The sequence below is a fragment of the Kitasatospora sp. NPDC030952 genome (genome assembly GCF_055571335.1).
This window is the reverse complement of record NZ_JBVIFM010000005.1, coordinates 42,671-58,213: the sequence shown is the minus strand read 5'-3', so window position 1 is coordinate 58,213 and position 15,543 is coordinate 42,671. Positions and strand designations below refer to the sequence as shown.

The following is a 15,543-nucleotide window of genomic DNA, read 5'->3' as shown; positions in this document are numbered from 1 at the left end:
CTGTCCCCATGGGCAAGCAGCAGCAGTTCGTGCTTCGGACGCTCGAAGAGCGTGACATCCGGTTCGTCCGGCTGTGGTTCACCGATGTGCTCGGTTTCCTGAAGTCGGTCGCGGTGGCGCCGGCGGAACTGGAACAGGCCTTCGAGGAGGGCATCGGGTTCGACGGCTCGGCGATCGAGGGATTCGCCCGGGTGTACGAGTCCGACATGATCGCCAAGCCGGATCCGACCACCTTCCAGATCCTGCCGTGGCGCTCGGAGACCCCGGGCACCGCGCGGATGTTCTGCGACATCCTGATGCCGGACGGCTCGCCCTCCTACGCCGACCCGCGGTTCGTGCTCAAGCGCACCCTGGAGAAGGCCTCCGACCAGGGCTTCACCTTCTACACCCACCCCGAGATCGAGTTCTTCCTGCTGAAGAACCTGCCCGGCGACGGCACCGCGCCGATCCCCGCCGACCAGTCCGGCTACTTCGACCACACCCCGCGCGGGGTGGGCCACGACTTCCGCCGCCAGGCGATCACCATGCTGGAGTCGATGGGCATCTCGGTCGAGTTCTCGCACCACGAGGGCGCCCCCGGCCAGCAGGAGATCGACCTGCGCTACGCCGACGCGCTGTCCACCGCCGACAACATCATGACCTTCCGGCTGGTCATGAAGGAGGTCGCGCTGGAGCAGGGCGTGCACGCGAGCTTCATGCCCAAGCCGTTCTCCGAGCACCCGGGCAGCGGGATGCACACCCATGTGTCGCTGTTCGAGGGCGACCGCAACGCCTTCCACGAGTCCGGTGCCGAGTACCAGCTCTCCAAGGTCGGCAGATCGTTCATCGCCGGTCTGCTGCGGCACGCCGCCGAGACGGCCGCCGTCACCAACCAGTGGGTGAACTCCTACAAGCGGATCTGGGGCGGCTCCCAGCGCACCGCCGGCGCCGGCGGCGAGGCCCCCTCGTACATCTGCTGGGGCCACAACAACCGCTCGGCGCTGATCCGGGTGCCGATGTACAAGCCGGGCAAGCAGGGCTCCACCCGGATCGAGGTCCGCTCGCTGGACACCGGCTGCAACCCGTACCTCGCCTACGCCGTCACCCTCGCGGCCGGCCTCAAGGGCATCGAGGAGGGCTACGAGCTGCCGCCCGGCGCCGACGACGACGTGTGGGCGCTGACCGACTCCGAGCGCCGCGCCCTCGGCATCCAGCCGATGCCGCAGAACCTGGGCGAGGCCATCGACCTGATGCAGCGCAGCGAACTGGTCGCCGAGACCCTGGGCGAACACGTCTTCGACTTCTTCCTGCGCAACAAGCGCCAGGAGTGGGAGGAGTACCGCTCCGAGGTGACGCCCTTCGAGCTGCGGAAGAACCTCCAGGTGCTCTGAGCCGGGGTCAAGCGCCTCCGGGCCCGCCGTCGTTCGGGAGAGTGACGGCGGGCCCTCCGCATGGGTGAAGCTCGGACGGATCGAAACTTCGGTGACGGCATGTGACGGTCCGGTGACGAAATGTTGTGGTCCGATGGACCGCCTATCCGTTTCGCCCCGAGAGGATCCCATGCCCTCCTCATCCGTCAGCCGCGCCGCCGCCACCCGTCTGCTCGCCCGCCGGGCCGTCGTCGTCGGTGCCGCCCTGGCCGCCGCCGCGGGCCAGCTGCTGGCCGCTCCCGCTCCGGCCGACGCCCGCGGCGCGGGCTCGAACTCGTCGAAGCCGCAGGCCCGGGCCGAGACCGTCGCCGAGAACCAACTCCCCTTCACCACCCGGTTCGAGGGCGACTTCCACGGCTCCATCAGCCGGATCAGCAACTCGCTGATGACCTGTGACGAGACCAAGGCCCCGCTGGACCCGGCGCAGCCGCCCTGCGAGGACGCCCGCACGGGCCTCGGCACCATGCCGATCAACAACAAGTACGAGATGAAGTACATCAACATCGACCCGGGGGCGGTCGGCCCGGAGGGCGACGCGATCTACTCCGCCAGCTCCGCCGACCTCGGCCTGATCGACGGGTCCAACGTCAAGTACGCCCGGCTGTACTGGGGCGGCACCCGGGGCATCGGCGACACCGTGCTGCCGGAGAGCCAGATCGACGGGGTGTACCTCAAGGTCCCGGGCGCGAACCAGTACAAGGCGATCGGCAACGACCAGGCGTCCATCGGCTACATCACCACCGACGTGGAGAGCAGCTACCAGGCCTCCGCCGACATCACCGACCTGGTCAAGCAGGCCGGCAATGGCACCTACACCGTGGCCAACATGGACTCGGTGGTGAAGCCGCACAGCTGGGGCGGCTGGACGATCGTGGTCGCCTACGAGAACGACTGCAAGCCGATGCGCCACATCCACCTCTGGGACGGCTTCCAGGTCGAGCTGCCGGACAGCCCGGAGCGCCGGATCAACCTCGGCGGCCTGAACACCCCGAAGAGCGGACCGGTCGGCGGCAAGATCGGCTGGGTGGTCTACGACGGGGACCTCAAGTGGACCGGTGACACCCTCTCCTTCAAGTCCACCAACGGCCCGCAGACGCTGTTCCAGGACGTCAACCACGCCCCGAACGACGCCTTCAACTCCACCATCGAGGAGCTGACCCCGGCCGACCGGTTCGCCCGCAACCCGTACAACCGCAACAACTTCGGCTACGACTCCAACCGTTGGGACGTCTCGCCGTTCCTGCGCAACGGGGACACCGACATCTCCGTCATCTACAGCACCCAGAAGGACGGCTACGACATCGGCGTCTTCTACGCCTACATCAACCTGGACGGCTCCGCGGAGAGCTGACCGGCTGACCGGCCGTCGCCTCCCGGCGCCCTGAGCCGGGTTCAAACCCCACCCGGGCCCGCTGTCGTTCGACCGGACGGCAGCGGGCCCTCCTGGTGGGTGGATCTCGGGCCGGCCGCCCCCCTGGTGGCGGAACGTGAGGAGAGTGTGACGGAGAGGTGTGGTCCGATGGGTCTGCCTCCCTCACCACCTCCCGAGAGGACACCATGCCCTCCTCCACCCCCAGCCGTGCCGCGCGCGTCCGGCGGATCGCCCGCCGGGCCGTCGTCGCGGGGGCGGCCCTCGCCGCCGTCGCGGGCCAGTTGCTGGCTCCCACCCTCGCCGACGCCCGCGGCTCCGGCTCGTCCGGGCCGCACACCCGGGACAGCGTCGTCGTCGCGAACCCGCTGCCCTTCACCACCCGGTTCGAGGGCGACTTCCACGGTGGCATCAAGCGGATCAGCAACACGCTGATGACCTGCGACGAGACCAAGCCGCCGGTCGACCCGGCGCAGGTCTCCTGTGAGGACGCCCGCAAGGGGCTCGGCGCGCTGCCGATCAACAACAAGTACGAGATGAAGTACGTCAACATCGACCCGGGCTCGACCGGCCCGCTCGGTGACGCGATCTACTCGGCCAGTTCCGCCGACCTGGGCCTCCTCGACGGGTCCAACGTCAAGTACGCCCGGCTGTACTGGGGCGGCACCCGGGGCATCGGCGACACCGTGCTGCCGGAGAGCCAGATCGACGAGGTGTACCTGAAGCTCCCGGGCGAGGCCCAGTACCGCAACATCGCCAACGACCAGCCGTCCATCGGCTACATCACCACCACCGACGAGAGCAGCTACCAGGCCTCCGCCGACGTCACCGAGCTGGTCAAGCAGGCCGGCAACGGCACCTACACGGTGGCCAACATGGACTCGGTGGTGAAGCCGCACAGCTGGGGCGGCTGGACGATCGTGGTCGCCTACGAGAACGACTGCCTGCCGCTGCGGCACATCCACGTGTGGGACGGCTTCCAGGTCGAGCTGCCGGACAGCCCCGAGCTGACGGTCGACCTGCCCGGGCTGCAGACCCAGGCGAGCGGTGCGCCGGCCGCCAAGATGGGCTGGGTGGTCTACGACGGCGATCTCAACTGGACCGGTGACACCCTCGCCGTGCAGTCCACCAACGGGCCGAGGACGATGTTCTCCGACCCCGACCACCCTGCCGACAACGCCTTCAACTCCACCATCGAGGAGCTGACCCCGGCCGACGCGTTCAACCGCAACCCGTACTTCCGCAACAACTTCGGCTACGACTCCGACACCTGGAACGTCTCGCCGTACCTGCGGGACGGGGACACCGACATCAAGACCATCTTCAACACCACGAAGAACGGCTACGACGTGGGCGTCTTCTACGCCTGGGTCAACCTGGACGGCTCACCGGACGTGTGACGGTCCGCCGCTCCGTCGCGCCGCTGCCCCGGAAGCGTCCGGGGCGGCGGCGCCGCCGCGTCCGGGGCGCCGCGCAGCAGCCGCTCGCAGGGGCGCTCCACCCAGCGGTAGAGCACGGCCGCGGCGGCCAGACCCGCGCCGGCCAGCAGCAGCCAGACCGCGAACGTCCCGCCGCCGGGCGCCGGGCGGCCCACCGCGGCCAGCCAGCAGCGGATGCCGATCTCGTGCACCAGGTACCAGGCGTACGACCACTCGCCGAGCCGCACCGCCGCCCGGCCCGCGAGCAGCCGCGGCGCCGTGCCCGCCGCGTCCCGCTGGGCGGCCGCCACCAGCAGCGCCGCGAACAGCGGGGCCGGGAACAACTGCGAGGCGCTGTACGGGCCGTACCAGAGGCCGTCGGGGACGGCGGCGTGCCAGGGCACCAGGACGAGGTGCCAGCCGAGGACGGCGGCGACCGCCGGGGCGAGCCGCAGCCGGGGGAGCAGACCGTGCCGGACGGCCAGGCCGGTCACCACGCCGAGCACGAACTGCGGGGTGCGGGTCAGCGGCAGGTAGTCCAGCAGCCAGCCGCGCAGGCCCGGGTCGGCGGGCAGCAGGGCGCCGGCGGCCCACAGGGCGGGGCCGAGCGCCGAGCAGAGCAGGGCCAGCGGCAGCCGGCCGCGCGGGCGGGCGGAGAGCCGCCGCAGCAGGAACGGGAACAGCAGGTAGAACCAGGCCTCGGCACCCAGCGACCAGGAGGCCGGGTTGCCGCCGTACACCGTCGACGGCGCCCAGGGGTGGACCAGGACCAGCGACCAGAGCGTGGCGGCCAGCGGCAGCACCGCGCCGGTGACGGCGTCCACGCCCAGCGAGAGGGCGGTGGACAGCAGGTGCAGCGGCTGGATCCGGGCGAACCGGCGGCGGGCGAAGGTCACGGCCCGGACCGGGGCGCCGTCGTACGTCCAGGCGAGCACGAAACCGGACAGCACGAAGAAGAACGTCACCCCCGAGCGGCCGTACCAGGCGAGCGGGCTGAGCAGCGGCAGCTCGCCGACCTTGCGGGAGAGGTGGTACAGCACCACCAGCAGGGCGGCCCAGAAGCGCAGCCCGGTGAGCGAGGGCAGGCGGCGGGGCATCGGGCGCTCCGTGAGGGCGGGGAGGGGACGGGCGGCGTCGGGTGAACGAGCGGGGCGGCGGCGAGGTCACGTGGGCGCGGGGCCCGTCCACCCGGCGGTCACGCCCGGCACGCGGCCGCCCGGGCGCGTAACCTGCTGGGGCGGACGGATGGAGGGGCCGATGGCGGTGGAGGAGCAGCGGGCCGGGAGCCGGGTCAGCCGGCCCGAGATCAGGCTGGTCCGGCGCGGGTTCACCGACCCCGCCAAGGCGGTCCGGCTGCTGGACGGCCCCGGACTGGAGGGCCTGGCCGACGACCCCGTGCTGCTGGACGCGCTCGGCGCCACCGCCGACCCCGACCTCGCGCTGCTGGGCCTGGCCCGGCTGCTGGAGGCCGCCGACGAGGCCGAGCGGCACACCCTGCGCGACACCCTCACCACCTCCAAGCCGCTGCGCGACCGGCTGCTCGGCGTGCTCGGCGTCTCCACCGCGCTCGGCGACCACCTGGCCCGGCACCCGCACGACTGGCACGCGCTGGTCACCTTCGAGCTGCGCGACATGCACCCCGGCCCGGCGGACTTCCGCCGCGCCCTCGCCGAAGGCGTCCGGGGCACCGAGCACTCCCCGGAGAACGCGCTGCGGATCGCCTACCGCCGCTGCCTGCTGGCCATCGCCGCCCGCGACCTCACCGGCACCACCGACCTCGCCCAGACCGCCGCCGAACTCGCCGACCTGGCCGGCGCCACCCTCCAGACCGCCCTGGACCTCGCCGCCGAACAGGACCCGGAGGCCGCCGCGGCCTGCCGGCTCGCGGTGATCGGGATGGGCAAGTGCGGCGGCCGCGAACTCAACTACGTCTCCGACGTGGACGTCATCTTCGTCGCCGAGCCGCGCGAGGGCGTGGCCGAGCACGAGGCGGTCCAGGCCGCCACCCGGCTGGCCGCCGCGCTCACCCGGCTCTGCTCGGACACCACCGGCGAGGGCACCATCTGGCCGGTGGACGCCAACCTGCGCCCCGAGGGCCGCAACGGACCGCTGGTGCGCACCCTGGCCAGCCACCTCGCCTACTACCAGCGCTGGGCCAAGACCTGGGAGTTCCAGGCACTGCTCAAGGCCCGCCCGGTCGCCGGGGACGCCGAACTCGGCGCCGCCTACGTCGAGGCGCTCGCCCCGATGGTCTGGCAGGCCGCCGCCCGGGACAACTTCGTCACCGACGTGCAGCAGATGCGCCGCCGGGTGATCGACTCCATCCCGGCCCCCGAACTGGACCGCCAGCTCAAACTCGGCCCGGGCGGGCTGCGCGACGTCGAGTTCTCCGTCCAACTGCTCCAGCTGGTGCACGGCCGCACCGACCCGGCGCTGCGCAGCGGCAACACCCTGGAGGCGCTGGCCGCGCTCTCCCGCGGCGGGTACGTCGGCCGGGCGGACGCCGCCTCGCTGGACACCGCCTACCGCTTCCTGCGCTCGCTGGAGCACCGGATCCAGCTGCACCGGCTGCGCCGCACCCACCTGATGCCCACCGCCGAGGAGGACCAGCGCCGGCTCGCCCGCTCGCTCGCCGCACTGATCAACGACGACACCCGCTCCGACCCGGTGGCCGCGCTGCAGCGCGAGTGGAAGCGGCACGCGGTGGAGGTGCGGCGGCTGCACGAGAAGCTCTTCTACCGGCCGCTGCTCGACGCCGTCGCCGAACTGCCGCCCGGCGCCACCGGGTTGAGCCCGGAAGCGGCCCGGGCCCGGCTGGAGGCACTCGGCTACGCCGACCCGGCCGCCGCGCTGCGGCACATCAGCGCCCTCGCCTCCGGGGTCAGCCGCAAGGCCGCGATCCAGCGCACCCTGCTGCCGGTGCTGCTCGGCTGGTTCGCCGAATCCGCCGACCCGGACGCCGGGCTGCTCAACTTCCGCCAGGTCTCCGACGCGCTCGGCCGCACCCCCTGGTACCTGCGGCTGCTGCGCGACGAGAGCGCCGCCGCCGAGCAGCTGGCCCGGGTGCTGTCGGCCGGCCGGCTCGGCCCCGACCTGCTGCTGCGCGCCCCCGAGGCGGTGGCCATGCTGGGCGACCCCCAGGGCCTGGTACCGCGCGGCCGGGCGGCCCTCCAGTCGGAGATACTGGCCGCCGTCGGCCGGGCCGGCTCGACCGGCGCCGCGGTGGCCGCCGCCCGCTCGGTGCGCCGCCGGGAGCTGTTCCGGACCGCCGCCGCGGACGTGCTCGGCCGGCTCGGCGAGGACCCGGCCGAGGCCCTGGACGTCGCGGGGGAGGCGCTCACCGCGCTCAACGCCGCCACCCTCCAGGGCGCGCTGCGCGCCTGCGTCGCCGGCTGGGAGGCCGAGCACGGGGACCTGCCCACCCGGATCGCGGTGATCGCGATGGGCCGCTTCGGCGGGCACGAGCTGGGCTACGGCTCCGACGCGGACGTGCTCCTCGTCCACGAGCCGCTGCTCGGCTCGCTGGAGCAGGAGGCCGCCAAGGCCGCCCAGGCGGTCTGCAACGAGCTGCGCACCCTGCTGGCCGCGCCGTCCACCGAGCCGCCACTGCTGGTCGACGCCGACCTCCGGCCGGAGGGGCGCAGCGGCCCGCTGGTGCGCACCCTGGCCTCGTACGCGGCGTACTACCGGCGCTGGTCGCACGCCTGGGAGAGCCAGGCACTGCTGCGGGCCGAGCCGGTGGCTGGGGACGAGGAGCTGGGCGCGCGGTTCCGGCAGCTGATCGACCCGCTGCGCTACCCGGGAGCCGGGGTGCCGGAACGGGACCTGGTGGAGATCCGCCGGATCAAGGCGCGGATCGAGGCCGAGCGGCTGCCGCGCGGCGCCGACCCGACCACCCACACCAAGATCGGCCGGGGCGGGCTGGCGGACGTGGAGTGGACGGTGCAACTGCTCCAGCTCCAGCACGGGCACGAGGTGCCGGGGCTGCGCACCACCCGGACCAGGGCCGCGCTGGCGGCCGCCGCCGGGGCCGGGCTGGTGGAGCCGGCCGACGCGGAGGTGCTGGAGGCGGCCTGGGTGCTGGCCTCCCGGGTGCGCTCCGCGGTGATGCTGGTGCGCGGGCGGCCGGGGGACAGCTTCCCGGGGGAGGCCCGGGAGCTGGCCGGGGTGGCCCGCTACCTCGGGTACGGCGCCGGGCACAGCGGGGAGCTGGTGGACGACTACCGGCGCACCACCCGGCGGGCCCGGGCGGTGGTGGACCGGCTGTTCTACGGGACGGGCTGAGCTCCGCGCGGCCGCCCGTACCGGAGCCGCCGATGCGAGAGGGGCCCCCGGCCGGGGGCCCCTCTCGCATCGGCAACAAGATCCGTCGGGCGGACCCTAGCGCCGGGCGCTGCTGACGGCCGGCTCGCTCCACTGCTCGGGGACGGTGACCGGCTGGTCCGCGGCCTCCCGGGCGGGCACCTGGGGCAGCTTGTACACCCACTCGTGGTAGAGCCAGCGGGCGGCGAGGAAGCCGACCGTCAGGCAGATCTCGCCGCCGACGGCGTCCATCCAGAAGTGGTTGGCGGTCGAGATGATGACCGTCAGGGTGGCCAGCGGGTACAGCAGGCCGAGCGCCCGGACCCAGGTCCGCCGGGCGAGGAAGAAGATCGCCAGGCCGCACCACATCGACCAGCCGATGTGCATCGAGGGCATCGCCGCGTACAGGTTGGAGACGTGCGCGGCCGGACCGGAGGCGAACGAGCCCCAGGTGTGATGGGCCTGCACGGTGTCGATGAAGCCGCCGTCGGTCATCAGCCGGGGCGGGGCCAGCGGGAAGAAGTAGAAGCCGACCAGCGCGATCCCGGTGGTGACGAACAGCACCGTGCGGGCCGCGACGTAGCGCCCGGGGTGACTGCGGTAGAGCCAGACCAGCACGCCGATCGTGATGATGAAGTGCAGCGTCGCGTAGTAGTAGTTCATCCCGGTGATGAGCCAACCGACGCTGTCCACGGCGTGGTTGATCGAGCGCTCCACGGCGATGCCGAGGTGGTGCTCCAGATCCCAGATCCAGCTCGCGTTCCGCTGGGCCACCGCCTCCTGCTCGGGGACGGCGTTGCGGACGATCGAGTAGAGCCAGTAGCTGATCCCGATCAGTGCCAGCTCGAACCAGATCCGCGGCCGGGCCGGTGACCGGCGCTGGTCGCGGACGCGGTTGCGCAGGGCGGCGGTGCGGGACTGGGCGGCACGGGTGGCTCCCTCGGGCTGCCGGGCCGCGGTGGCCCCGGCTGCCTCGGAACCGCCACCGCGGGCCGCGGCGGCGCGTCCGGTGTCGCCTCGCTGGATCTCGGTCGGTTCCCCCATGGGCGAGAAGTCTGCCAGACCGCTCGTAGCCGTCTGCTCATCCTCTGGAAGTGGATTCTTCACCGGATGTCCCCCTCCAGGGGTAGGGGGCGGATCCCACCGGGGTAGGGGGTGCGATCGGGTCTGGTGGTTACCGGTGGGACGGACATACGTCCCATTGTCACGCCGTCCGCCGTTGGGACGTAACCGGGGTCGCCGGGATGGCCGTCGGCCTGGATGTTCCCGGCACGAAACCCTTTCTGCATCTTGCTGAAACATATTGCAGGCCGCTAGCTTCCTGGGAAATCGATCGCCCCTTCCCCTAAGGGAGCCCCTCAGTGACCGATGCCGCGCTCCGCCCCAGGCGGAGCCCCGCCCCACCGCGCACCGGCCGGCGCAGACCCGGCCGCACGGCCGCGCTGCTGGCCGCCGCGCTGACCGCCGCCACCCTCGGCGGCGCCCCCGCGGCCCTCGCCGCCGCCCCGCCGGCCCCGCCCTCGGACGCCGCGCTGGCGGCCACCGCCGGGCGGCACGACCTCACCCGCGAGCAGTACTACTTCGTCCTGCCCGACCGCTTCGCCAACGGCGACCCCGGCAACGACACCGGTGGCATCACCGGCGGACGGCTGGACAACGGCCTCGACCCGAGCGACAAGGGCTTCTACCACGGCGGCGACCTGGCCGGCCTGATCCAGAAGCTCGACTACATCCAGAACCTCGGCACCACCGCGATCTGGATGGCCCCGATCTTCAAGAACAAGCCGGTGCAGGGCAGCGGGGCCGACGCCTCGGCCGGCTACCACGGCTACTGGATCACCGACTTCACCCAGGTCGACCCGCACTTCGGCACCAACGAGCAGCTCAAGGAGCTGATAGCCAAGGCGCACGCGCGCGGCATCAAGGTCTTCTTCGACGTCATCACCAACCACACCGCCGACGTCATCGACGACGCCGAGCAGCAGCACGGCTACCGCTCCACCGGCGCCTACCCGACCCTGGACGCGGACGGCAACCCGGTCGACGAGACCGCGATCGCCGACGCCCGCAGCCCCTGGCCGAAGACCACCAAGGACTCCTTCCCCTACACCCCGGTCTTCCGCACCCCGGCCGATGCCAAGGCCAAGACCCCGTCCTGGCTCAACGACCCGGCGCTCTACCACAACCGGGGCGACTCCACCTTCGTCGGCGAGTCCGCCACCGAGGGCGACTTCAACGGCCTGGACGACCTCGACACCCAGAACCCCCGGGTGGTCAAGGGCTTCGAGCAGGTCTACCAGCAGTGGGTCAAGGACACCGGGGTCGACGGCTTCCGGATCGACACCGTCAAGCACGTCGACCTGGCCTTCTGGCAGCAGTGGGCGCCCGCGCTCAAGGACTTCGCCGCCAAGCAGGGCAACAAGAAGTTCTTCATGTTCGGCGAGGTCTACTCCGGGGACCCGGCCGTCACCTCGCCCTACGTCACCAAGGGCAAGCTCCAGGCCACCCTGGACTTCCCGTTCCAGGGCGCGGCCCGCTCCTACGTCTCCCAGGGCGGCTCGGCCCGGAACCTCGCCGACGTCTACGGCCAGGACTACCGCTACACCAGCGCCGACACCGACGCCTACGAGCTGCCGACCTTCCTCGGCAACCACGACATGGGCCGCTTCGGCTCCTTCCTGCTCGCCGACAACCCGGGCGCCGACGACGCCACCCTGCTGAAGAAGGACCGGCTCGGCAACGAGCTGCAGTTCCTCACCCGCGGCCAGCCCGTCGTCTACTACGGCGACGAGCAGGGCTTCACCGGCGCGGGCGGCGACAAGGACGCCCGGCAGGACATGTTCGCCTCCAGGACGGCCTCGTACAACGGCGACCGGGTGCTCGGCGGCCCCTCCGGCCCCGCCGACCGGTACGGGCAGGGCGGCGAGCTCTACCGGGGCATCGCCGGCCTGGCCGAGCTGCGCCGCGCCAACCCGGCACTGGCCGACGGCGCCCAGATCGAGCGCTACGCCGCCGACGGCGCGGGCGTGTACGCCTTCTCCCGGATCGACGCCGGCCAGCAGGTCGAGTACCTGGTGGCGGTCAACAACGCCACCGAGGCGAAGACCGTCACGCTGGACACCTTCTCGGCGGGCATGGGCTTCGACCCGATCTACCCGTCGGCGGGCTCGCGGATCACCAGCGGCGCCGACCGCAAGGTGACGGTGACCGTGCCGGCGCTGTCCTCCGTGGTGTTCAAGGCGGGCGCCAAGCTCGCCCCGGTCGCCGCCGCGCCGCGGCTCTCGGTCCAGCCGCCCGCCGACGGGTCCACCGGGCTCGTGACGATCGGCGCCACCCCGGACGGCGGCGGCTTCGACCGGGTCTCCTTCGCCGCCCAGATCGGCAACGGGCCCTGGCAGACCCTGGGCACCGCCGACACCGGGAAGTACGCGGTGACGCAGGACCTGGGCGCCGTCGCCCCCGGCACGGTGGTGCGCTACAAGGCCGTCGTCCAGGACTCCAGCGGCCACCTGCGCTCCGCCACCGCGAGCTTCACCACCGGCACCCCCGCGCCCGCGCCGGTGCCCACCGCCGGTGCCCGCCCGTACGCCGTCGTCCACTACAACCGGCCGGACGGCGACTACGACGGCTGGAACCTCTACGCCTGGGGCGACCTCGCCGACGGCGAGGGCACCCAGTGGCCCGCCGGGCACCCCTTCACCGGGCGGGACGCGTACGGCGCCTTCGCGTACGTGCGGCTCAAGCCCGGCGCCTCGGACGTCGGCTTCATCGTGGAGAAGAACGGCGTCAAGGACGTGGACGCCGACCGGCACCTCGACGTCGGCGCCACCGGCGAGGTCTGGCTGAAGCAGGGTGACCCGACCGTCCGCACCACCGACCCGGGCCCGGCTGACAGCCCGCCCGCCGGCACCGCCGTCATCCACTACAACCGGGCCGACGGCAACTACGACGGCTGGGGCCTGCACGACTGGACCGGCGCCGCCACCCCCACCGACTGGGGCAAGCCGCTGCTGCCGGTGCGCCGCGACGCCTTCGGCGCCGTCTTCGAGGTGCCGCTCGCCCCCGGGGCGACCAGCCTCAGCTACATCCTCCACAACGGCAACGACAAGGACCTGCCCGCCGACCAGTTGCTGGACTTCGCCGTCAACGGCCGGGAGGTGTGGGTCCTCGGCGGCCGCGAGGGCTACCTGCTGCCGCAGAACCCCGCCGCCTCCTCGCAGTTGGACCTCTCCGGCGCCAAGGCCCAGTGGATCGACGCGAAGACCGTCGTCGTCCCGGCGAACTACGGTGCCACCGACCAGGCCCTGGCCGGCGGCACCAGTGCCCAGCTGGTCTACGACCCGCAGGGCGGCATCCGCGCCGACAAGGGCGTGCTGACCAAGCCGGGCCAGTGGATCCGGCTCACCCCCGTCACGGGCGGGCTCACCGACGCCCAGAAGGCCAAGTACCCCCACCTGGCGGGCTACCGGGCCTTCACCGTGGACGCCCGGGACACCGCCCGCGTCCCGGCCGCGCTGCGCGGCCAGCTGCTGTTCACCGAACACCTGCCCAGCGGTGCCGCGTTGGCCGCCACCGGGGTGCAGACCCCGGGCGTGCTGGACGACCTGTACGCCGGCCGGACCGGAAAGGTGGACTTCGGCCCGGCGTACTACGACGGCAAGGTCGCGCTCTCGCTCTGGGCGCCGACCGCCCAGCAGGTGTCCGTCCAGGTCTTCGACAGCGCCACCGGGGGGAACCCGAAGACGCTGCCGCTGAAGCTGGACGACGAGACCGGCGTGTGGGAACTCGTCCGGGACAGGAAGGAGTTGGACGGCAAGTACTACCTGTACCAGGTGAAGGTCTGGGCGCCCTCGGTGCAGCAGCTGGTGGTCAACACCGTCACCGACCCGTACTCGGTGGCGCTCGCCACCGACTCCAAGCGCAGCCTGGTCGCCGACCTGGACGCCAAGGAGCTCAAGCCCGCGGGCTGGGACGACCAGCCCCGCCCGGCGGCCGTCCCGCCCGCGAAGGAGCAGATCCAGGAACTCCACGTCCGGGACTTCTCGGTGGAGGACACCAGCGTCCCGGCCGCCGAGCGCGGCACCTACCTGGCGTTCACCGAGTCCAACTCGGCCGGGATGCGGCACCTCCGGGACCTCGCCAAGGCCGGGGTGACCACCGTCCACCTGCTGCCGACCTTCGACATCGCCACCATCCACGAGAACCGGGCGGACCAGAAGCTGCCCGCCTGCGACCTCAAGTCCCTTCCGCCGGACGGCCCGAAGCAGCAGGAGTGCGTGGCGGCCGTCGCCGCCGACGACGCCTACAACTGGGGCTACGACCCGCTGCACTACAACGTGCCGGAGGGCTCCTACGCGACCGATCCGAACGGGACGGCGCGTACCGTGCAGTTCCGGCAGATGGTCCAGGCGATGCACGCGGCCGGGCTGCGGGTGGTGCTGGACGTGGTCTACAACCACACCGCGGCCAGCGGCCAGGCCGACCACTCCGTCCTCGACAAGGTGGTGCCCGGCTACTACCAGCGGCTGGACGCCGACGGCAAGGTGACCACGGACAGCTGCTGCGCCGACACCGCGCCCGAACACGCCATGATGAACCGGCTGGTGGTCGACTCGGTGACGCTGTGGGCCCGGGAGTACCAGGTCGACGGCTTCCGCTTCGACCTGATGGGACTGGACCCGAAGTCCACCATGCTGGACGTACAGGCCGCGCTGCGGAAGATGACGCCCGAGTCGGACGGGGTGGACGGCAAGAACGTCTTCCTCTACGGCGAGGGCTGGAACTTCGGCACCGTCGCCAACAACGCCCGGTTCGAGCAGGCCACCCAGGCCAACATGGCCGGCACCGGCATCGCGACCTTCGACGACCGGATCCGCGACGCCGCCCGCGGTGGCAACTTCATGCTGAGCTCCGCGCCCCAGCAGGGCTTCGCCTCCGGGCTGTACACCGACCCCAACGGCTCGGCCGCGAACGGCACTCCGGAGGAGCAGAAGGCCCGGCTGCTGCACCAGATGGACCAGCTGAAGGTCGGACTGACCGGCAACCTGGCCGGCTACTCCTTCACCGACAGCTCGGGCAAGGCCGTCACCGGCGCCCAGGTCGACTACAACGGCGCCCCGACCGGGTACGCGGCCAAGCCGGGCGAGGCGGTGGAGTACGTGGACGCCCACGACAACACCGACCTGTTCGACGCGCTCGCGTACAAGCTGCCGGCCGGCACCCCGCCCGCCGACCGGGCCCGGATGCAGGCCCTGGGGCTGTCGCTGACCGCGCTCACCCAGGGCGCGGGCTTCGCCCAGGCCGGCAGCGACCTGCTGCGCTCCAAGTCGCTGGACTCCAACTCCTACGACTCGGGGGACTGGTTCAACGCGATCCACTGGGACCCCTCGCAGGGCAACGGCTGGGGTCGCGGCCTGCCGATGGCCAAGGACAACCAGGAACTCTGGCCGGCCGCCAAGTCCCTGCTGGCCAACCCGGAGTCGACCGTCGGCGCGGCCGACATCCGGGCGACCAGCGCGCAGTTCCAGGACTTCCTGCGGATCAAGCAGTCCTCGCCGCTGTTCTCGCTGCCGACCCTGGCCGACGTCCAGCGGCGGCTGTCGTACCCGCTCTCCGGCACGCCCGGTGAGACGCCCGGGGTGATCACCCTGCACCTGGACGGCACCGGGCTGGCCGGGGCCCAGAAGGGCGTCACCGTGGTGTTCAACGCCACGCCCGCCGCCCAGACGCAGACCGTGGCGGCCCTGAAGGGGACGAGCCAGGCGCTGCACCCCGTCCAGGCGGGCGGGGTGGACGGGGTGGTGAAGCAGTCCGGCTTCGACGCCGCGACCGGCACCTTCACCGTGCCGGGCCGGACCGTGGCGGTGTTCGTGCAGGGCTGATTCCGCCGGCCCCGACTCCCGGGCCCCGCAGCGCCGTTCCGGCGGTGCGGGGCCCGGTTCCGTTCCGGCCGGGGTTTGGCCGGAATCCGGTGGTGGCACGGCCGGAACTGTGACGTGCCGGGCCGGTCCGGCGCTGCCGGAGGCCCGGTGGGGTGGGCGGTGGG

7 protein-coding genes are annotated in these 15,543 nt (G+C 72.4%); 5 read left to right on the top strand and 2 right to left on the bottom strand.

What is annotated here, in order from left to right:
- Nucleotides 1-8: 8 nt before the first annotated feature.
- The 3 genes from glnA to ACZ47G_RS11955 all read left to right on the top strand — a co-directional run bounded on the left by glnA (nt 9) and on the right by ACZ47G_RS11955 (nt 4,178).
- Entirely contained in the window at nt 9-1,370 is a 1,362-nt protein-coding gene (gene glnA / locus ACZ47G_RS11965; protein WP_360228084.1) for a type I glutamate--ammonia ligase, read from the top strand.
- A 169-nt stretch (nt 1,371-1,539) separates the two neighbouring features.
- Nucleotides 1,540-2,760, top strand: coding sequence for a hypothetical protein (locus tag ACZ47G_RS11960; protein ID WP_465741554.1), 1,221 nt, complete (start codon nt 1,540-1,542; stop codon nt 2,758-2,760).
- Between the two features lie 206 nt (nt 2,761-2,966).
- The gene (locus tag ACZ47G_RS11955; RefSeq protein ID WP_465741552.1) at nt 2,967-4,178 is read left to right on the top strand and encodes a hypothetical protein; all 1,212 of its coding nucleotides are present in this window, start codon (nt 2,967-2,969) and stop codon (nt 4,176-4,178) included.
- Here the strand turns inward: ACZ47G_RS11955 and ACZ47G_RS11950 are convergent.
- Complete coding sequence (locus ACZ47G_RS11950; protein ID WP_465741550.1) at nt 4,139-5,293, bottom strand: acyltransferase family protein; 1,155 nt, start codon at nt 5,291-5,293, stop codon at nt 4,139-4,141. The two genes, ACZ47G_RS11955 and ACZ47G_RS11950, sit on opposite strands and share 40 nt — an antisense overlap.
- A gap of 160 nt (nt 5,294-5,453) precedes the next feature.
- Here ACZ47G_RS11950 and ACZ47G_RS11945 point away from each other — a divergent pair, with 160 nt between their 5' ends.
- The gene (locus tag ACZ47G_RS11945) at nt 5,454-8,480 is read left to right on the top strand and encodes a bifunctional [glutamine synthetase] adenylyltransferase/[glutamine synthetase]-adenylyl-L-tyrosine phosphorylase (RefSeq protein ID WP_465741548.1); all 3,027 of its coding nucleotides are present in this window, start codon (nt 5,454-5,456) and stop codon (nt 8,478-8,480) included.
- Nucleotides 8,481-8,576: 96 nt separating this feature from the next.
- Here ACZ47G_RS11945 and ACZ47G_RS11940 read toward each other — a convergent pair whose 3' ends face one another.
- Nucleotides 8,577-9,542: a phosphatase PAP2 family protein gene (locus ACZ47G_RS11940; protein ID WP_465741546.1), complete on the bottom strand. Its 966-nt coding sequence runs from the start codon at nt 9,540-9,542 to the stop codon at nt 8,577-8,579.
- Between the two features lie 317 nt (nt 9,543-9,859).
- Here ACZ47G_RS11940 and pulA point away from each other — a divergent pair, with 317 nt between their 5' ends.
- Nucleotides 9,860-15,379 carry a pullulanase-type alpha-1,6-glucosidase gene (gene pulA / locus ACZ47G_RS11935; RefSeq protein WP_465741544.1) on the top strand — a complete coding sequence of 1,840 codons (5,520 nt, stop codon included), beginning with the start codon at nt 9,860-9,862 and terminating at the stop codon, nt 15,377-15,379.
- The last annotated feature ends 164 nt before the right edge of the window (nt 15,380-15,543 follow it).

Coding starts and splice junctions, on each gene's coding strand:
- glnA (WP_360228084.1), top strand. CDS start 9: ATGGGCAAGCAGCAGCAGTTCGTGCTTCGGACGCTCGAAGAGCGTGAC.
- ACZ47G_RS11960 (WP_465741554.1), top strand. CDS start 1,540: ATGCCCTCCTCATCCGTCAGCCGCGCCGCCGCCACCCGTCTGCTCGCC.
- ACZ47G_RS11955 (WP_465741552.1), top strand. CDS start 2,967: ATGCCCTCCTCCACCCCCAGCCGTGCCGCGCGCGTCCGGCGGATCGCC.
- ACZ47G_RS11950 (WP_465741550.1), bottom strand. CDS start 5,293: ATGCCCCGCCGCCTGCCCTCGCTCACCGGGCTGCGCTTCTGGGCCGCC.
- ACZ47G_RS11945 (WP_465741548.1), top strand. CDS start 5,454: ATGGCGGTGGAGGAGCAGCGGGCCGGGAGCCGGGTCAGCCGGCCCGAG.
- ACZ47G_RS11940 (WP_465741546.1), bottom strand. CDS start 9,542: ATGGGGGAACCGACCGAGATCCAGCGAGGCGACACCGGACGCGCCGCC.